The sequence below is a fragment of the Robbsia sp. KACC 23696 genome, assembly GCF_039852015.1.
GTDB lineage: Bacteria > Pseudomonadota > Gammaproteobacteria > Burkholderiales > Burkholderiaceae > Robbsia.
Genome location: NZ_CP156628.1, coordinates 141,563 through 158,913, shown reverse-complemented (window position 1 = coordinate 158,913; position 17,351 = coordinate 141,563). Strand labels below are relative to the sequence as shown.

The 17,351-nt window shown below is 62.4% G+C and carries 15 protein-coding genes; 9 read left to right on the top strand and 6 right to left on the bottom strand.

The features are described 5' to 3' along the window. Positions 1 to 47: 47 nt before the first annotated feature. Complete coding sequence (locus tag ABEG21_RS22095) at positions 48 to 1,274, bottom strand: mandelate racemase/muconate lactonizing enzyme family protein (RefSeq protein WP_347558711.1); 1,227 nt, start codon at positions 1,272 to 1,274, stop codon at positions 48 to 50. A 56-nt stretch (positions 1,275 to 1,330) separates the two neighbouring features. After that, complete coding sequence (gene garD, locus ABEG21_RS22090) at positions 1,331 to 2,956, bottom strand: galactarate dehydratase (protein ID WP_347558710.1); 1,626 nt, start codon at positions 2,954 to 2,956, stop codon at positions 1,331 to 1,333. A gap of 242 nt (positions 2,957 to 3,198) precedes the next feature. Between garD and kdgD the strand changes: the two genes are divergently transcribed. The 5 genes from kdgD to ABEG21_RS22065 all read left to right on the top strand — a co-directional run bounded on the left by kdgD (position 3,199) and on the right by ABEG21_RS22065 (position 10,050). Next, positions 3,199 to 4,116 carry a 5-dehydro-4-deoxyglucarate dehydratase gene (gene kdgD, locus ABEG21_RS22085; RefSeq protein WP_347558709.1) on the top strand — a complete coding sequence of 306 codons (918 nt, stop codon included), beginning with the start codon at positions 3,199 to 3,201 and terminating at the stop codon, positions 4,114 to 4,116. A gap of 140 nt (positions 4,117 to 4,256) precedes the next feature. Continuing rightward, a complete protein-coding gene (locus ABEG21_RS22080) occupies positions 4,257 to 5,612 on the top strand; it encodes an MFS transporter (protein WP_347558708.1) in 1,356 nt (451 codons plus the stop codon). Positions 5,613 to 5,767: 155 nt separating this feature from the next. Continuing rightward, positions 5,768 to 6,649, top strand: a complete 882-nt coding sequence (locus tag ABEG21_RS22075) for a FadR/GntR family transcriptional regulator (RefSeq protein ID WP_347558707.1) — start codon at positions 5,768 to 5,770, stop codon at positions 6,647 to 6,649. A 426-nt stretch (positions 6,650 to 7,075) separates the two neighbouring features. Further along, on the top strand, positions 7,076 to 8,314 hold the full coding sequence (locus ABEG21_RS22070; RefSeq protein ID WP_347558706.1) for a porin: 1,239 nt from the start codon (positions 7,076 to 7,078) through the stop codon (positions 8,312 to 8,314). Between the two features lie 233 nt (positions 8,315 to 8,547). Then, entirely contained in the window at positions 8,548 to 10,050 is a 1,503-nt protein-coding gene (locus ABEG21_RS22065; RefSeq protein WP_347558705.1) for an MFS transporter, read from the top strand. Positions 10,051 to 10,066: 16 nt separating this feature from the next. On the opposite strand, the gene ABEG21_RS22060 is transcribed toward ABEG21_RS22065, so the two are convergent. Next, positions 10,067 to 10,579, bottom strand: coding sequence for a peptide deformylase (locus ABEG21_RS22060; RefSeq protein ID WP_347558704.1), 513 nt, complete (start codon positions 10,577 to 10,579; stop codon positions 10,067 to 10,069). Between the two features lie 209 nt (positions 10,580 to 10,788). On the opposite strand from ABEG21_RS22060, the gene ABEG21_RS22055 reads away from it, so the two are divergent. Then, positions 10,789 to 11,007, top strand: coding sequence for a hypothetical protein (locus tag ABEG21_RS22055; RefSeq protein WP_347558703.1), 219 nt, complete (start codon positions 10,789 to 10,791; stop codon positions 11,005 to 11,007). 69 nt (positions 11,008 to 11,076) lie between these two features. Continuing rightward, positions 11,077 to 11,511, top strand: coding sequence for a GNAT family N-acetyltransferase (locus ABEG21_RS22050; protein WP_347558702.1), 435 nt, complete (start codon positions 11,077 to 11,079; stop codon positions 11,509 to 11,511). A 24-nt stretch (positions 11,512 to 11,535) separates the two neighbouring features. Here the strand turns inward: ABEG21_RS22050 and ABEG21_RS22045 are convergent, their stop codons facing one another. Then, positions 11,536 to 12,321, bottom strand: a complete 786-nt coding sequence (locus tag ABEG21_RS22045; protein WP_347558701.1) for an SDR family oxidoreductase — start codon at positions 12,319 to 12,321, stop codon at positions 11,536 to 11,538. A 170-nt stretch (positions 12,322 to 12,491) separates the two neighbouring features. On the opposite strand from ABEG21_RS22045, the gene ABEG21_RS22040 reads away from it, so the two are divergent. Both ABEG21_RS22040 and ABEG21_RS22035 read left to right on the top strand, forming a co-directional pair. Next, complete coding sequence (locus ABEG21_RS22040; protein ID WP_347558700.1) at positions 12,492 to 12,941, top strand: helix-turn-helix domain-containing protein; 450 nt, start codon at positions 12,492 to 12,494, stop codon at positions 12,939 to 12,941. Between the two features lie 133 nt (positions 12,942 to 13,074). Continuing rightward, positions 13,075 to 15,282, top strand: coding sequence for a hypothetical protein (locus tag ABEG21_RS22035; protein WP_347558699.1), 2,208 nt, complete (start codon positions 13,075 to 13,077; stop codon positions 15,280 to 15,282). A gap of 105 nt (positions 15,283 to 15,387) precedes the next feature. Here ABEG21_RS22035 and ABEG21_RS22030 read toward each other — a convergent pair whose 3' ends face one another. Together ABEG21_RS22030 and ABEG21_RS22025 are read right to left on the bottom strand one after the other, a co-directional pair. Next, positions 15,388 to 15,798, bottom strand: coding sequence for a hypothetical protein (locus ABEG21_RS22030; protein ID WP_347558698.1), 411 nt, complete (start codon positions 15,796 to 15,798; stop codon positions 15,388 to 15,390). 188 nt (positions 15,799 to 15,986) lie between these two features. Beyond that, the gene (locus tag ABEG21_RS22025) at positions 15,987 to 17,348 is read right to left on the bottom strand and encodes an MFS transporter (protein WP_347558697.1); all 1,362 of its coding nucleotides are present in this window, start codon (positions 17,346 to 17,348) and stop codon (positions 15,987 to 15,989) included. Between the last annotated feature and the right edge of the window lie 3 nt (positions 17,349 to 17,351).

The following is a 17,351-nucleotide window of genomic DNA, read 5'->3' as shown; positions in this document are numbered from 1 at the left end:
AGCGGCGGCAGCCCGCCACGGCGTCGTTTGTTCTTATGGAATAGGTGTCAGGCTGCGTGCGCGCGGTCGATCGTATGTCGCGCCAGCACATCCTCGTCGGGTGCGAAGCCAAGCCCCGGCACTTGCGGCAATGCGAAAACCGGCCCGAAGACCTGCTGTGGATACAGCGGCGTCGGCCATTGCAACCAAGGTACTTCCAACGCGATGTCGTTCGGCAGCGTCGCGACGATATGCGCGGTGGCGAGCAAACCCGCACCGTAGTAAAAGCAGTGCGGGACGACCTTGACGCGATGGGTCTGCGCCAGCGCGATCACTTCGCGCATGGCGGTGATGCCGCCAATCTTGGCCACGCTCGGCTGAGCGACATCGATGGCGCGACGGGCGAAATGCTGCGCGAAACCGGCCACGCCCGAGGCGTTCTCCCCCGCCGCGATCGGCACGCCCAGCGTACGCACATCGGCCAGCGCATCGAGATCGTCGGGCGGCCAGACGGGTTCTTCCACCCAGCCCAGGCCCAATTCGTTCAATTCACCCACGCGCACTTTCGCTTCGTCGGCGGGCCAGGGGCAATTGACGTCGACCATCAAACCGAGATGCGCCGGCAAGGCCTGACGTGCGGCAGCGATCGCATCACGTTGCGTCTCATGCAGTTTCATCCGACGGAAGCCAGCCGCTTGCGCACGCTGCACTTGGTAGACGACCTCTTCGGGATCGTTGTCATAGCTGACCAGACTGGCGTAGACATCGATCTGGGCCAGTCGGCCGTCCGCGGTTGCCGCATCGCGACTCGGGTGCGCGCCGCCCAGCAGTCGATAGAGCGGAACGCCGGCGGCTTGCGCACACAGATCCCATAGCGCCGTATCGATGGCAGATAGCGCGAATACGACCGGCCCGGTACGACCGAAGGGGTGAAAGGCCTGTCGCGCGGCCTCGATCTTCGCGGCGAAACTGCCGGGATCGGCACCGATCTCCGTGCCGATGAAGAAACGGCCGACCGGGCCGGCCAACGCGGCGAACGTCACCGGATTGACCAAGTGACCGAATCCCTCGCCCCAACCGACATATCCCGCATCGGTGCTGACTTTGACCAGCAACGTTTCCATCCGCTGCAAAGTGCGGGACGCGGCGTTAAACGCATCCTCCGGCTCGGCCGTCTGGCCTGCCGCCCCTGCACGCACGCGACGTCCTGCATCGAACGGCAATGCCACGCGCATCACCTCGATCTTCGTCACCCGCCCTACGTTCTGCTTTACCTGCGCTGCGTCTGTCTGCACCCACTGCTCCTCGATTTCAAATCCCGCCGTCCCGATGCGCCAAGGTCATGCGCGCTTCAGGTCACCGGCGCCGGATTGAAAAGCACGAGCGCGTTATGCAGCTTCAGGGTTTCCGCACAGGTTTTCTTGCGACCGCTGGCCACGTCGAGCATGTAATGGAACAGCTCCCAGCCCACATCCTCGATCGTGGCGTCGCCGGTGGCGATACGGCCCGCGTCGATATCCATCAGGTCATGCCAACGGCGCGCCAGATCCGTGCGCGTCGCCATCTTGATCACCGGCACTTCCGCCAGGCTATACGGTGTCCCGCGCCCGGTCGTGAAAACGTGCAGATTGATACCGGCGGCCAGTTGCAGCGTGCCGCAGATGAAATCCGAGGCCGGCGTCGCCGCGTAGATCAAGCCTTTCTGCTTGACCTTCTCGCCCGGCGAGATGACGCCGCTGATCGGCGCATTGCCGGATTTGATGATCGAGCCCATCGCCTTCTCGACGATATTCGACAGGCCGCCCTTCTTGTTACCGGGCGTGGTGTTCGCACTGCGATCCGCGCCACCGCGTTTCAAGTAATCGTCGTACCACTGCATCTCGCGGATGATGTCCTGGGCCACTGCCGGCGTCGCGGCGCGGCGCGTCAACTGATCGACGCCGTCGCGTACCTCGGTGACTTCGGAAAACATCACCGTGGCGCCGGCGCGAACCAGCAGGTCCGTGGCGAAACCCACGGCCGGGTTCGCCGTCAGGCCGGAGAATGCATCGCTGCCGCCGCATTGCACGCCGACGACCAAATCCGCCGCCGGACAGGTCACGCGCTCGCGTCGATTCAGGCGCTCAAGATGTTTTTCGGCGGTCCGCATGATCGATGCGATCATCGCGCCGAAACCGACGTTTTCCGGGTCCTGCAGCACGACGACGTCGCCATTCTCCGGAACGGCGCAGGCATCGTCGGCCAACGCTGCGGCCGCGCCAGTGGCAGCCGACGAATCCGGCTTCGGCATACGGACCAGCGGAATCGTACCGGCCGGCATCAGACGCTCGGGCTGCAGCTTTTCGCAGCCCAGGCTGACCATCATCACTTCGCCGCCGAAATTCGGATTTAGGCTGATATTGCGGACGGTACGAATCGGCACGATCGCGTCAGGCGCATCGATCGCAACACCGCAGCCATAGGTATGCTCCAAGCCGACGACGTCGTCGACATTCGGATAGCGCGGCAACATTTCCGCCTTGATGCGCGCCACCGCATGTTCGACCACGCCGGATACGCACTGCACCGTCGTCGTGATCGACAAAATGTTGCGCGTGCCCACGGAACCATCGGCATTGCGAAAGCCTTCGAACGTGAAACCGTCCAGTGGCGGCATCTCCTTGATATCGGCCGTCGCCATCGGCAGCCCTTCGAGCGTCGGCGGCTCCGGCATCCGGGTCACATGCTCGTTGATCCAGCTGCCGCGCGGCAAGGCCTTCACGGCATAACCGATCACCACGTCGTAACGGATCACCGGATCGCCCTCGGCGAAGTCCGTCAGCGCCACTTTATGACCCTGCGGCACGCGCTCGCGCAGCGTCAGACCGTCAGCAAACGTCGCTCCCTCGCCCAGTCCACCGTCATTGACCACGATGGCGACATTGTCATTCGGATGCACTTTGATATAGAGGGGACTCATCACTGATTGCGTGTCCATCGTCATCCTTTTGTTCTTTCCGGCAGTGATCTTAATTTATCGGTCATCCTACAACTAGATGCCATTTTAATCGATGAAAACGCCCCCCGTATTTACCCTATCTAGCATCTTGAAACGAACCTCCCTACTATGCGTTTCATGTTGTACGACAACTTATGAGCTGAGCTTCTGACGCCGCCACGGCCTCGTACGACGACGAAGTCCAGCCTGACGAACCACCCATCACAGACGACATACGGATCATGACGACACCTCAAGAGCTCAAAACCATCGTTTCCGAAGGCCTGCTGTCCTTCCCGGTGACCGACTTCGACAAGAACGGCGACTTCCGTCCGGACACCTATGCCGATCGCCTCGAATGGCTGGCACCGTATGGCGCCACCGCCTTGTTCGCCGCGGGTGGTACGGGTGAGTTCTTCTCGCTGACGAAGAGCGAGTACTCGAACGTGATCCGCACCGCCACCGAAACCTGCAAGGGCAAGGTGCCGATCCTGGCCGGCGCGGGCGGCCCGACGCGCGTGGCCATCGAATACGCACAGGAAGCCGAGCGCCAAGGCGCCAACGGCATCCTGTTGATGCCGCATTATCTGACCGAAGCCAGCCCGCAGGGTATTGCAAACCACGTCGAAGAGGTTTGCAAGGCCGTCAAGAATATCGGCGTGATCGTCTACAACCGCGCGAATTCCAAGCTGAACGCCGATATTCTGGAGCCGCTGGCCGACAAGTGCCCGAACCTGATCGGCTTCAAGGACGGCGTGGGCGAGATCGAAAACATGGTGACGATCCGTCGTCGACTGGGCGATCGCTTCTCCTATCTGGGCGGCCTGCCGACCGCGGAAGTCTATGCCGCGGCCTATAAGGCGCTGGGCGTGCCGGTCTATTCGTCGGCGGTCTTCAACTTCATTCCGAAGACGGCCATGGACTTCTACCGCGCGATCGCGGCGGACGACCATGAAACGGTGGGCAAGCTGATCGATTCGTTCTTCCTGCCGTACCTGAAGATCCGCAACCGCACCGCGGGTTACGCCGTCAGCATCGTCAAGGCCGGTTGCACGCTGGTCGGACATGACGCGGGCCCGGTGCGCGCACCGTTGACGGATCTGAGCGCAGCCGAAGCCGAAGAGCTGGGCGCGCTGATCAAATCGCTCGGCCCGCAATAAGGCTGCCAGCGTCATAGCGCAAACGCCGCGACACCACACGATCGGACGGTCAGGGCTCCCTCGGTAAGCGATGGGGCCGAAGTCGGCCCGTGCCCGCTCGCGGCGCGCGTGAAGCAACAACAATACTGGGGACAATCGCCATGGATGCGAGCCGGGTCGGCAGTGCCGTCGGAGTCATGAAGCGCACGAACACGCGCTATCTGATCCTGGCGATGCTCTTTATCATCACGACGTTCAACTACGCGGATCGCGCGACGTTGTCCATCACCGGTGGCGAAATCAGCAAAGAGCTGGGCATCAATACCGTGCAGATGGGGTATATCTTCTCGGCATTCGCATGGTCCTATGTGATCGCCCAGATTCCTGCAGGCTGGCTGCTCGACCGCTTCGGCGCGCGCCGCGTCTACGCCACCAGCATCTTCGTCTGGTCGCTGTTCACGATGATGCAGAGTGCAATCGGCATCACCGGCTCGGCGGTCTTCGCCGTCGGCGCCCTTTTCTCGCTGCGTTTTCTGATGGGAGCGGCCGAAGCGCCCGCCTTCCCGGCTAATGCCAAGGTCGTTTCCAGCTGGTTCCCGACCAAGGAACGCGGCACGGCCTCGGCGATTTTCAATTCGGCACAATATTTCGCCGCCGTCGTGTTCACGCCCTTGATGGCATGGATCACGCACATGTTCGGCTGGCACCATGTCTATCTGGTCATGGGCTTCGCCGGTATCGTGCTGTCGTTTATCTGGCTGCGGACGATGAAGGCGCCGTCGCAGCACCCGATGGCGAACAAGGCCGAAGTCGATTTCATTCGCGAGGGCGGCGGCATCGTCGACGCCACGAGCAGCAGCGCCGCTGTCGGCGGCAAACGCCGTGACCAGAGCTGGTTCTATGCAAAGCAATTGCTGAAGAGCCGTATGTTGCTCGGCGTCTATCTCGCGCAGTTTTCGATCAGCGTACTGACCTATTTCTTCCTGACCTGGTTCCCGATCTACCTGGTGCAGGCCCGTCACATGACCATCCTGAAAGCCGGCCTGATTGCGTCGTTGCCTGCCATCTGCGGCTTTGTCGGCGGGGTCCTCGGCGGCTTCATCTCGGACTGGCTGATCAAGCGCGGCAACTCGCTGACCGTATCCCGAAAAGTCCCGATCGTCGTCGGCATGTTGCTGTCGTCGAGCATCATCGCCTGTAATTACGTGTCGGCGACCTGGCTCGTGGTGCTGTTCATGTCGCTCGCCTTCTTCGGCAAGGGCGTGGGCGCGCTCGGTTGGGCGGTAGTCGCGGACACCTCGCCGAAAGAAGCGATCGGGCTGTCGGGTTCGCTGTTCAATATGTTCGGCAACATCTCGGGGATCGTGACGCCGATCGTCATCGGCTACCTGGTGTCGACCCACGGCTCGTTCAACGGCGCGCTCGTATTCGTCGGCATCAACGCGCTTGTCACGGTGTTTTCCTATCTGGTCATCGTCGGCGAAATCAAGCGATTCGAATTGAAGCAACCGGCCTGAAGCACGACGCGTCGCCACGCACGGCGGCGCGTCGAATGGGTGTGCGGGTCAGCGCCGGTATAATGTCGTCCATAAACGTGACACAATCCCGTGTCCGAGACACCGTGCCGGAAAGCCCGCGTTTCTTCTTGCTTGAATCCTGAAAGGAATATGCCATGTCCGCGTCCTTGACGTCGCTCGCCGCTCCGCGGCGCGCCCGCAATCTGGCCGGGCTCGTCGTCGACTACGTGAAAGAACGCGTAGAGGCGAATATCCTGAAGCCGGGCGACAAGCTCCCCACAGAATCGCAATTGATGTTGGCGCTCGGCGTCAGCCGGACGGTCGTCCGGGAAGCCATTTCGCGGCTTCAGGCCGGCGCCGTGATCGAGACACGCCACGGCATCGGCAGTTTCGTCCTCTCGCCGCGCCAGGACGCCTTCGATATCGACATGGTGCCCGCCACCACGTTGCGCGACGTCCTGAGCGTGCTCGAACTGCGAATCAGCCTGGAAACGGAATGTGCCGGCCTGGCGGCCCAACGCGCGACGGCCGACGATGTCGCCCGGATGCAGGCCGCCCTCGAAGCGATCGAAGCCTCGCACGATGCCGTCAACGACAGTGCCAATGGTCCGAAACAGCGCTCGGCCGCCGCCAACGCCCTGCTCGACGGCGACCCGGCAGACGCCGTCAACGCCAGTATCGCGAAACGACGCGACCGCAGCGTATCGGCCGATCTGCAATTCCATCTCTCGATTGCGCAAGCAACGGGCAATCGCTACTTCGTCGATATCCTGACGCAGATGGGCACGGCGCTGATCCCGCGCAACCGGATCGATTCGGCCGGCATCGCCCACGCCGACCCGAAGGCCTACGTCGCTCTGGTTAATGTCGAGCATAAGAGCATTCTCGACGCGATTCGACGCGGTGACGCCGATGGCGCACGCGCCGCCATGCGCCTGCATTTATCGAACAGCCGTGAGCGTGTCCGTCAGGCCAGCGAAATCAGCGCCATGAAAGCCGATGGCCGGGCGCAAGGCGCCGCGCCTTTCTCTCCCTGAACCGGTGAGACGGCAACGCCGGCTCTGACCGGCGTTGCCGTCTCAGACTCCCCTTCCCAGACGACCCAAGCAATTTCTCCGAACGGCGTTCGACCCGCGGCTGTGTGTCCGCGGTGCCCGTCGCGCCCGTCGCGCCCGTCGCACATATTATCCGAACCGCCTTGCGCGCTTCAATAGCGTCGACAAATACGCCGTTATAAGATGTTTCGCATTCCTTGTTATAGGATTGCGTTATCAACAGCCCGTCCCTTCGTCTGAAACTACGCAGTGACCCGTCCACTTCCCCGCGCACGCCCTTACTATCGTCGCACTCAGGCAATGGCATGTCTGTTTCGGCACGGCGGCTGCCCCGTGCGAAGCGCGTCATGCCCTTGTTTGCCGATCCGCGCAATGAGCACGCGGGATGACTACAGAGGAGACAGGGTGATGGCAGTTTCATTGATAAAAACAGATGTGGGTATCGATCATGCCGGTAAGGCAGCGCGGGCGGCGCGCGTCTCTCGGCCGACGCGACGTCTTCGATCGGACCACTGGCAAATGGCGGGCCTCGGCGCCTGCCTATGGGCCTTTACCGAGTCGGCCGCCGCGGGCAACGTCACCTTATACGGACTCGCCGACGTGGCAGTCCGCTATGAATCGAACCAGGACGAAAAGAACCGCGGCGTGCTGCGCATGACACAGGGACCGATCTCGCCGAGCCGAATCGGTTTCCGGGGCAGCGAGACCTTGAACGAGGACCTGCGCGTCTTCTTTCAACTCGAGGCCGGCTTTAATCTCGAAAACGGCACGATGGCGGCAAATGGCGCGCGTCTGTTTCATCGATGGGCGCAGGTCGGCATCGAAAGTAGGCGCTACGGCCAGCTCTCGTTCGGTCGGCAACCCTCGGTCATGTTCGACTCGCTGACGACGACCTTCGATCCGATGACGTTGGCCAACTACGATGGCAACAGCTGGCTTCCCGGCGCCCTGTCCGGCGGCATCTTCCTCGACAACACACTCAAATACCGATACACGATCAACGGCTTGACCTTGCTCGCCGCTTACTCGGCCGGCTATGACACATTGAGCACGGGCCCGAACGGCTATTCCGGCGGTGTGACTGGCAGCCCGAGCGCCGGCAGCCTGCGTGGCCTGGGCGCCATTTACCACCACGGCGCCTTCGGCGCTGCCGCGTTGTGGCAGCAAGGGCGCGACAACGGCAATCGCCGTCGTGATGCCTACAACGCGGCGCTGACCTATCAAATCGGCCATACCCTGATTGCCGGCGGCTATATGCGCTCGCAGGACAACACCGGCGGCGTGGATGCGCGCCTCAATCGTGGCCTCGTCGCGCCGTCGCCGACGGCCTACAAAGGAACGAATCGGATCGACGACGCCTTCTACCTGGGCGCCACCTGGCGTCCCGATGCGGCCTGGACCTTGATCGGCGCCTGGTATTTCGCCCGGATGCGAAACGCCACCCAGGCCTTCACCGCCACAGGCCAAGCCGTCAAGGGCACGGGGCACCGGCATAGTTGGGCAGCGCAAGCACAATATGCCTTGTCGAAATCGGTCTACATGTATGTGGAAGCCGATTTCGGCGTCGTCAGCGGTGCCGCGCAAGTCCATTATCGGGGAAACCGCTATCAATACGGCGCCTCGATCGGCATGGGCAAACGATTCTGAGACACCCCAGCGGCTGATCGACCGATCGTCGCGCCTGGGTTTTTCGAGCGCGCTCCCGAGAGGAAGGCGCTTTTCGAGCCAGTATTTTTGGAACAGCGCGGCACGCCAGACTCGCATATCATACGGGCCTGCCCTTCTGGATCGGCGACTGCTCGCGCAAGGCTGGTCTTAGCGCGCGTGGCGCGATCTTGCGTTTGTCTTACTCGTTCGCCGCGCTTTTCTCGGAAAACTCGATGGCCCAGCCCGATTTGCCGCCCCGCCCTAGCGCGGAATCCGCTCCCACCGCGAGTGACACATCAGCCAATCCCTATGCGCAGGGCAAATGGCTGCGCTATCTCCCCTTCCTGGTGGCGGCCACCTTCTTCATGGAGTATCTGGACACGACGGTGCTCGCGACCGCGCTGCCTCAGATGGCCCATTCTTTCGGCGTATTGCCGAATGCGCTGAGCATCGGGATGAGCGCCTACATGCTGGCGCTGGCCGTTTTCATCCCGGTGAGTGGCTGGATGGCGGATCGCTTCGGCTCGAAGTCGATTTTCAGCACGGCGATCGTTATCTTTACCGTATCGTCCATACTCTGTGGCCTCTCGGTCGGCATCGTTTCGTTTACCGCCGCGCGTGTCCTGCAGGGCATCGGCGGCGCCATGATGGTTCCGGTGGGGCGCTTGATCGTGGTCCGGGCCGTGGACCGCGCCAATCTGATGCGCGCGATCGCGACCATCACCTGGCCCGCGATCGCGGCGCCGGTGATCGGACCGCCGATCGGCGGCATTATCACCACGTATGCGTCATGGCGCTGGATCTTTCTGCTGAATGTCCCGTTCGGCATCGCGGCGCTGATTGCCGCCGGCATCATGATCCGCAATACGCGCGGCACCGCACGTCGCCCGCTCGACGTGCTGGGATTCATTTACTGCGCACTGGCGTTGACCGGCCTCATGTATGGCACCGAACTCGCCAGCCAGCAAAATGCCAACCTCTGGACGGCAGCCGGCTGCTTCTTTGGCGGCATTCTGATTGGCGTGCTCGCGGTCCGGCACCTGCGCGGCCATTCCCACCCGTTGCTGGATTTCTCGGCGATGCGTGAGCCGACATTCTCGGTCACCGTGCTCAGCGGCTCGCTGACGCGCATCGGCATCAATGCGGTGCCCTTCCTGCTGCCGCTGCTGTTTCAAGTCGGCTTCGGCCTGTCGGCCTTCCACTCGGGCATGCTGTTGCTCGTCAGCGCGCTCGGCAATTTCGGGATGAAGGCGGTGACGACGAAGGTGTTGACGCGGTATGGCTTCCGCAACCCGTCGCTGATCGACGTCGCGATCGGCGGCATCGTCATCATCGCCTGCGGCTTGCTGACGCCGCAGGCGCCTATCGCCATCACGCTGATCGTGATCTTCGTCTACGGCTGCACCCGATCGATGCAGTTCTCACTGCTCGCGACCCTGGCCTATGCCGACATCCCCAAGGATCAGGTCAGCAGCGCCAATACCTTATGGAATGCCGCACTGCAGATGACGATCGGCCTGGGCATCGCCTTTGGCGCGCTGGGCCTGCGCATGGCATCGGCACTGCGAGATGCCGGTACCGATCATGCCAGCGCCGCTAGCGCGCCGACCGCAGGCCATCTGGTGCTGGCCGATTTTCGGTTGGCCTTCCTCGCCGCGGGCATCCTGACACTGGTATCGCTGTACGGCTATTGGCGACTGGCACCGCAAGCCGGGCGCCATTTGAGCAAGACCTAGACGGCTCGCGGTCGCGCTACTCAGCAGCCGTGCCGGCGCGAAGCAGCTTATTGAAGCGCGCAATCGCGCGGTCGCGCTTCAGGCGCGATAGACGCTCGACCCAGAACACGCCGTCAAGCTGGTCGATCTCGTGCTGATGACAGACCGCGCGGAAGCCGTCGGCTTCCTCGATCTGCTCGACGCCATCCAGGTCCTGATATCGCACGCGGACCTTCGCCGCGCGGCTGACTTTTTCCACGACACCGGGCATCGATACGCTCCCCTCGTCATGCACGATCAGATCGTCCGCGCGCCAGATAATGACGGGATTGACGTAGTGGCGGGGCGCCGGATCATCGGGTAACGCCAGTACCACGACGCGCTGTCCCACGCCGATATGCGGCGCCGTGATACCCACGCCGTCGACGGTCAGCATCGTGTCGTGCAGATCCTGCGCCAATGTACGAAGCGCTTCGTCGAACACGGCGACGGCCTGCGCCGCGGTGCGCAATGCCGGGTGGGGATAGCGGACGATTGAACGAACGGACAAGATGGACGCTCCTGGAGTAGCAAAACCCGCATCCTACACTGACGCATGTTCCGCCGTCGCATTGTTATACTAAAAGGCAGGTCTGCATGGCGACGATGCTGACGACGTGATTGCACGGCTATCGCGATGACGCTAGCCGCGGCGCTTCGTTGTACTGGCATTTGCCGCCATGCAAGCCGATCCTGCACAACGATATGAGGAGGAGCACCATGCGCATTCATCGATTGATCACGCTCACGCTGGCCGGTACGGGCCTCGCATTGGCAGCCTTGACGGCCAACGCACAGAATGCCGCGTCGGCACCGATGTCCCCGGCCGATAAGGGCGATGTCGCGAAGTCCGCGACGCACGCCGACAAGAAAGCCAGCAAAGCCCGCAAGAAAGCGGTAAAGGCACAGAAGAAGGCGGAAGAGAAAGACGCCGATTAACGAAGTACCGCGAGGGCCGGGCCCATCGGGAGACGGGTCCGTACCTTCCGGCATGCACAGGAGCAGTTGATGTATCAGATTCGCGAGATGGTGATCGAAGATTACGATGCGGTACGCGCGCTCTGGGAGGCCACTCCCGGGGTCTCGGTACGCGATGCGGATTCGCAAGCGTCCATTGCCCGATATTTGCTGCGCAATCCCGGTCTAAGCTTCGTTGCGATTCAGGACGACGCAGTGATCGGTTGCGCGATGTCGGGCCATGACGGCCGACGTGGCTATCTGCAACATGTGGTAGTGCTGCCGGCCTTGCGCCGACGCGGCATCGCCAACGCCATGGTCGAACGCACGCTCGCCGCATTGGAAGCACTCGATATCTGTAAAAGCTATCTCGAGGTGCTGTGTACCAATGTGGAAGGCGCGGCCTACTGGGAAAGCCGGGGCTGGCAGCGCCGCGACGACATCACACGCTATTCCTTCATTCGCAATGCCGGCGCGAACTGCTGAGCCGTTCATGCCCGCACGGCGCCCTTATTTTTCGCCTTGCCGCGCAGCGGCCATGCCGTCGTTGAATTGCTTGAAGAAGGCCGCGTAGTCGGCGGTCTTGTCGGCCCCGCCCGCTGCAAACCGCAGCGGCTTGACGCGATCGACCAGGATTTCGTGCACCTCCGGCTGCGTGCTCAAGATCGTCATTACCTCGTCGATGAAAGCCTTCAACGGCATCGCGTGCGGATCGTTCGCCTGCCGGTCACCCATCAAGCCCGTCTGAACGTAGGGCGGCGCAAGTTCCAGGACCTGCAGCGACGTGTCTTTCAACTGGTAACGCAGCGATTCCGTGTACGAGTGAATGGCCGCCTTCGTCGCGCAGTAGGTCGGCGTCATGGCCAGCGGTAGATAGGCCAGACCCGAGCTGACTGTCATCAAGGCGCCATGCGGCTGGGCCGTCAGATGCGGCAGCAAGGCGGCGGTCAAGCGAATCGGACCCAGCAGATTCGTCGTGATCGTCGCTTCGGCCGTGTCAGTCTCGCCTTTCTGCAGATCCTCGTTGCGCATGATCCCGGCATTCTGGATCACGACATTGAGCGCCGGAAAATCGGTCGTCAGCTTTGATGCAAACGCTTTGATCGCATCGTCGCGCGTGATGTCCAATTCCAGCGCCTGCATACCCGGGTTCGCCGCGACGACCTCTTCCAGCATCGCGCGTCGCCGCCCCGCCACGATCACCTGGTTACCCTTTGCATGAAACGCTTCCGCCAGCGCTCGACCGATGCCCGAGCCGCCACCGGTAATCAAGATCGTATTGCCTGTCATTTGCATGATGTGATGCTCCCGCGAAATGGATCGTTGTCGATAAGAAAAGCGCGGCGGTCCGGCAACCGACACCCTTGAGACAGATGGTATGATCTACACTCTCCATTGGGAAGTAGGCACCCAAAAAATCCATACTTACCGATAGGAAACTGACTTACACGTTGAACGGGCATGCCATGGAAAACGCAGACATCGAGAGCGCAACACACGTACCCGGCCATGCCGCCTACGCGGCCGCGCACGCGCCGAAACCGTCGGAGCGCGACCCGGAACTGGACGCCCTCGTACGCGAGATCATCGAGCGGATCGCCGACAAATGGACGATGTTGGTATTGGAAGCGCTGGAGGAGCACGGCAAGCTGCGCTTCATGCAGCTGGGCCAGCGGATCGGCGGCGTCAGTCAGAAGATGCTGACGAAGACCGTTCGGCAAATGGAAGCCGACGGCCTGGTGGTGCGCACCGTGCATCCGGTGATTCCCCCGCGCGTCGACTATGAGCTGACCGAAATGGGGCGAAGTCTTGGCGCGGCGTTCTGCGGCGTCTGGATATGGGCGGAGCAGCATCGGAAAGCGATCGCCGACGCGCGCGGTGCCTTCGCACGCCTCCATGCCCCCGAAGCGAAATAAAACCAAACGTAACGGTGCCTCACATCGCATCGGATTTGCTTCTAAAATACGAAGCTGCGCCACCGCTGCCCCGCGCCAGCGTGGGATTGCATGAGGGGCGCACTCTACGGACCCCTTTCTTTACGGACGCTCGATGGCCTATCCCTGGCAATACTTTCGCGCCGGTGGCGTGGATCAGGTTGCAATTCGCTCCGGCGCCGATCTCGCGCACCTTCGCGAACTGGATCAGAAACAATGGGTGGCTCTCGCCTGTCCCACACGCGGACTCGAATTCGACGCACGTACGCTCGACCTGCTCGATACCGATAAAGACGGCCGCATTCGTCCGCCGGAACTGATCGCGGCCTGCGAATGGGCCTGCGCGCAATTGCGCGATCCGGACGACTTGATTCAGGGCGGCGACGCCATCACCGTTGCGCAGATCAGCGACGCCGAGGGTGCCGCCGACCTGATCGTCGAAGCCAAGCGCATTTTGGAGCTTTTGGGCAAATCGACCGACGAGCCCTTGACGCTGCAGGATGTCAGCGACCGTACGAAGTTGATTTCCGCGATGCGCTTCAACGGCGATGGCGTCATCACGCCGGACACCGCTGGCGACGACGACGCGGTCCGCGCCACGCTGGAAAAAATCATCGGGACGCAAGGCGCCGTAAAGGATCTGAGCGGCGCCGATGGCGCGAATCAGGAGAAGTCCGACGCGTTCTTCGCCAATGCGGTCGCGCTGCGGGATTGGCACGCCAAGAATGCCGGCGACGAAGCGATCATGCCCTACGGCGACGGCACCGCCGCCGCGGCCAGCGCGCTGGAAGCCATCCGCGCGAAGATCGACGACTTTTTCGCACGTTGCAGCCTGGCCTCCTACGATGGCCGCGCCACCGAGGAATTGAATCCGTCGCAGGACGATTACAAGGCCATCAGCGCCTTATCGCTGTCCAGCGGCGCCCCGGAAATCGCCGGTCTGCCCCTGGCGCCGATTCAGCCGGGCCGCATGCTGCCCCTGCTCGGCGAAAGCGTCAACCCGGCATGGGCCGACGCGCTGGCCGCCTTGCAGAAGACGGCCGTGACATCGCAATTCAGCGAGACGCAAACCACGTTGTCGCAAAGCCAATGGCAGACGCTGCAGGCGCGCCTCGGGCCGTATCGGCAGTGGAGCAGCACGCGACCCGCGTCGAGCCTCGACAGCTTGTCGATAGACGAGATCACGCAGATCGCAAATAGCGAGGCGCAGACGGCCATCAACGCCCTGATCGAGGAAGACAAGGCGATCGAGCCGCATAACGCCCGCATCGTCGATCTGGAAAAGCTGCTGCGCTACAAGCGCGACTTGCTGCGCCTGGTTCACAACTTCGTCTCCTTTAAGGACTTCTATCGGCGCGACGGGGCAATCTTCGAGGCGGGCAAGCTCTATCTGGACAGCCGCAGCTGCGATCTGACGGTCGAGGTGTCCGATATGAACCGCCACGCGCAACTCGCCGGCATGGCGAAAGCCTGCCTGGCCTATTGCGAGTGCCGTCGACAGAATCGGAAAATGACAATCGTCTCGGCGTTCACGGCCGGCTCGACGGACTTTCTGTTCGTCGGCCGCAATGGCGTGTTCTATGACCGAGAAGGTCAGGATTGGGACGCGACCATCGTCAAGCTGATCGATAACCCGACCAATGTGTGGCAAGCCTTCCTGTCGCCGTACAAGAAATTCGTGCGGGCGATCGAGGAGCAAGTCGCCAAGCGGGCCGCTGCCAGCGATGCGAAGGTGCAAGGCAATCTTGGTTCGCTCGCGACCAATATCGCCTCGACCGGTACGCCGACTGCCTCGGACCCGAAAGCGGCGCCACCGCCAAGCAAGATCGATGTGGGAACGGTTGCCGCCTTGGGCGTGGCCTTGGGCAGCATCAGCGCGGTGATCGTCGGCCTGTTCGGCAAATTCATCGAACTGGGCATCTGGATTCCGGCTGCGCTCGTCGGCATCATCATTGCGATTTCGGGACCGAGCATGGCCATCGCCTGGCTCAAATTGCGCGAACGCAGTCTCGGGCCGATCCTGGATGCGAGCGGCTGGGCCATCAATGGCCGAATGAAGGTAAATGTGCGGATGGGGTCGCTGCTGTCTCAGACAGCGCATATTCCGCTGTCGTCGCGTCCGATCAAGGATCCGTACGCGGATCGGCATACCGGCGGCTATATCACCGCGGCATTGGTCGTGCTGGCCGTCGTCGCGATCGTCGGCTGGCGCTATGGCTGGGCCGATCGGTGGCTGCCGGCGAAGGCGCAATTCGCTAACGTCCAGGCGCAAGTCACCGGCGTGAAACCACCGGCAGCGCCGGCCGCACCGGCCGCGAAGTAGCACGTCTTCCGTTGGCTCGGTCTGGCCGCGCGATCGCGCGGCCTGGGGCGGGCACCCCTGAACGGCCTACTCGCTCGGGGGCGCCGTCACCCCACCCAGGTCGGGTCAGCGGGCTTTTTTCAGTGCCCGCTCGGCTTCCTGATACGCAATCTCCGCCATCAATTCCGCCCATGTCGCCAACAGCGTCTCGTCGTTCGACAGAAAGAGCGGATCCCGGATCCAGACCACTTCGGTATGCGATCCTGTCGACGCCCCGTCCTCGCGCCGCCAGCTCGTCTCAAAAATCCGTAGATCCTCGTCGTCGCTGCTACCTTGCGCGACCAACTCGGCATGGGATGCCACGCTTCGGACCGCCACCTCGGTGGTCGGCACTTGTCGTAATGTCGCCAGGACTTGGGCCGCTTTACGTACGGCTGCGCCGCGCGCGCCAGCCTGAATGAATATCACGGTCTCAGGCAACGGCGCCTCGCAAATCAGCCGAAACAACGTGCTCTTGCACCGCTCCGAAAGGCTCATCGCAAAGCTCGAAAAGACAAAAGAAAACCGACTCTACCGCACTCGTGTGGCGGCAGGTCGTACGACAAAATTCACATTTTGGAATTATAGGCAGAAAACGGCCGCTCGGATGCATTGAAAAGCGCCGAAAGACACGCGAATCGTGCTGCGTGCCTTCCTGAATGCCATGCAATCCTGCCGTTCGCGCTTTAGCGAGGCTGCTTTCCAGACGATGGGCCATCCGGCGCAATCGTCTCGCTCGCGGCATCGGTATCGAAAGACGCATCACCCGGCACACGCTCGCGCGTTTCCGGCATCGCCTTCCAGACCATCAGCACCGCCAAGGCGCCCACCGCGGCCAGACCGAAAAACGCCATCATGCTGCCGAAGCGGTCGGCGGCAAAGCCGGCGAGCGTCGTGCTCAGCGTCGCGCCGATGCCGGCGGCCAGCCCGAAGAAGCCGATACACAGATTGTATCGGCCCTTGCCGCCTGCAACATCCGCGGCAATCAGCGGCAGCATCACGCCGAACACGGCGGCACTAAGGCCGTCGAATGCCTGAACCGGCACCAACAGATAGGGGCTGTTGCTGGTGACCGCGAACAGCAGTGCCCGGATCGGCAAGGCCGAGAAGCCGAGCACCAGAATCGGCCGCCGTCCCCAGCGCTGCGACGCGCGACCGACCCAAGGCGACATCGCCGCAACGATGATCTGCGGCACGACGATACAGGCCGCGATCACCAACTGCACGTGATCGCCCATCTTCAATGTCACCTCGCCCGCCGCCAGGTTCAACATCGCCGCGTTCGACAGATGGAACAGCACGATACAGATCGCGAACGTCAGCAGCCGACGGTCGCGCACGAGGGTCCAGATCGATTCCTTCGGCTCGTCATCCTGTACCGGGCGAGCGGGCGCGGCCGTGCCGCCCGTGCTGTCGGCAGCCACCGGATGATCGACGCCGGCGACGGTGCTGCCCCCAAAACGCGCAAGCAAGCGGTCCATCCAATCGAAGGCACTGCCGCCGCCCTCGATCATCGCAAGCGCGAATATCGCCGGGATCGTCAGTGCCGCCGTCAACCAGAAGATCGCCACAACCGACACGTACTGCCCGAACAAGCCCATCAGCAAGGCCGCAAAGGCACTGCCGATCGATGCCCATCGCGCATTGCGCCCAAGCCGATCGCCTAGGTTCGCGCGCCCAACCAGCTTCAGCGAAATGGCGGCCAATGCCGGCACCAGCATGCAACTGGCAAAACCATGCAGCACCTCGGCGGCGACGACAGAGATCCAGGCCGCGCTGAGCGCGAACATCAGGGCGCTGATCGTGACGGCGACGATCGCCGAGACGGCAGCAAAATGCTTGCTGCGAATGGCATCGACGACCGCGCCTGCCGGCAACTGGCTGATCATCGCCGTGATCGTCCCGACGCTCAGCGCCACGCCGATCTCACCCTGCGTCCACTTCTGGGAAGCCAGGTAGGAGGCAATGAAGGGGCCAAAACCGGTCTGGACGTTCGCGATAAAGAAGTTCAGCCAGTCCAGCGCGCGAAGACTACGAATCGTGATCATAGG

What these genes read in the sequence shown, in the direction of transcription:
- ABEG21_RS22070 (WP_347558706.1), top strand. Translation starts at nt 7,076, where the DNA reads ATGGCAGTTTCATTGATAAAAACAGATGTGGGTATCGATCATGCCGGT.
- ABEG21_RS22080 (WP_347558708.1), top strand. Translation starts at nt 4,257, where the DNA reads ATGGATGCGAGCCGGGTCGGCAGTGCCGTCGGAGTCATGAAGCGCACG.
- ABEG21_RS22075 (WP_347558707.1), top strand. Translation starts at nt 5,768, where the DNA reads ATGTCCGCGTCCTTGACGTCGCTCGCCGCTCCGCGGCGCGCCCGCAAT.
- ABEG21_RS22035 (WP_347558699.1), top strand. Translation starts at nt 13,075, where the DNA reads ATGGCCTATCCCTGGCAATACTTTCGCGCCGGTGGCGTGGATCAGGTT.
- ABEG21_RS22045 (WP_347558701.1), bottom strand. Translation starts at nt 12,321, where the DNA reads ATGCAAATGACAGGCAATACGATCTTGATTACCGGTGGCGGCTCGGGC.
- ABEG21_RS22050 (WP_347558702.1), top strand. Translation starts at nt 11,077, where the DNA reads ATGTATCAGATTCGCGAGATGGTGATCGAAGATTACGATGCGGTACGC.
- garD (WP_347558710.1), bottom strand. Translation starts at nt 2,956, where the DNA reads ATGGACACGCAATCAGTGATGAGTCCCCTCTATATCAAAGTGCATCCG.
- ABEG21_RS22030 (WP_347558698.1), bottom strand. Translation starts at nt 15,798, where the DNA reads ATGAGCCTTTCGGAGCGGTGCAAGAGCACGTTGTTTCGGCTGATTTGC.
- ABEG21_RS22040 (WP_347558700.1), top strand. Translation starts at nt 12,492, where the DNA reads ATGGAAAACGCAGACATCGAGAGCGCAACACACGTACCCGGCCATGCC.
- ABEG21_RS22025 (WP_347558697.1), bottom strand. Translation starts at nt 17,348, where the DNA reads ATGATCACGATTCGTAGTCTTCGCGCGCTGGACTGGCTGAACTTCTTT.
- kdgD (WP_347558709.1), top strand. Translation starts at nt 3,199, where the DNA reads ATGACGACACCTCAAGAGCTCAAAACCATCGTTTCCGAAGGCCTGCTG.
- ABEG21_RS22065 (WP_347558705.1), top strand. Translation starts at nt 8,548, where the DNA reads ATGGCCCAGCCCGATTTGCCGCCCCGCCCTAGCGCGGAATCCGCTCCC.
- ABEG21_RS22055 (WP_347558703.1), top strand. Translation starts at nt 10,789, where the DNA reads ATGCGCATTCATCGATTGATCACGCTCACGCTGGCCGGTACGGGCCTC.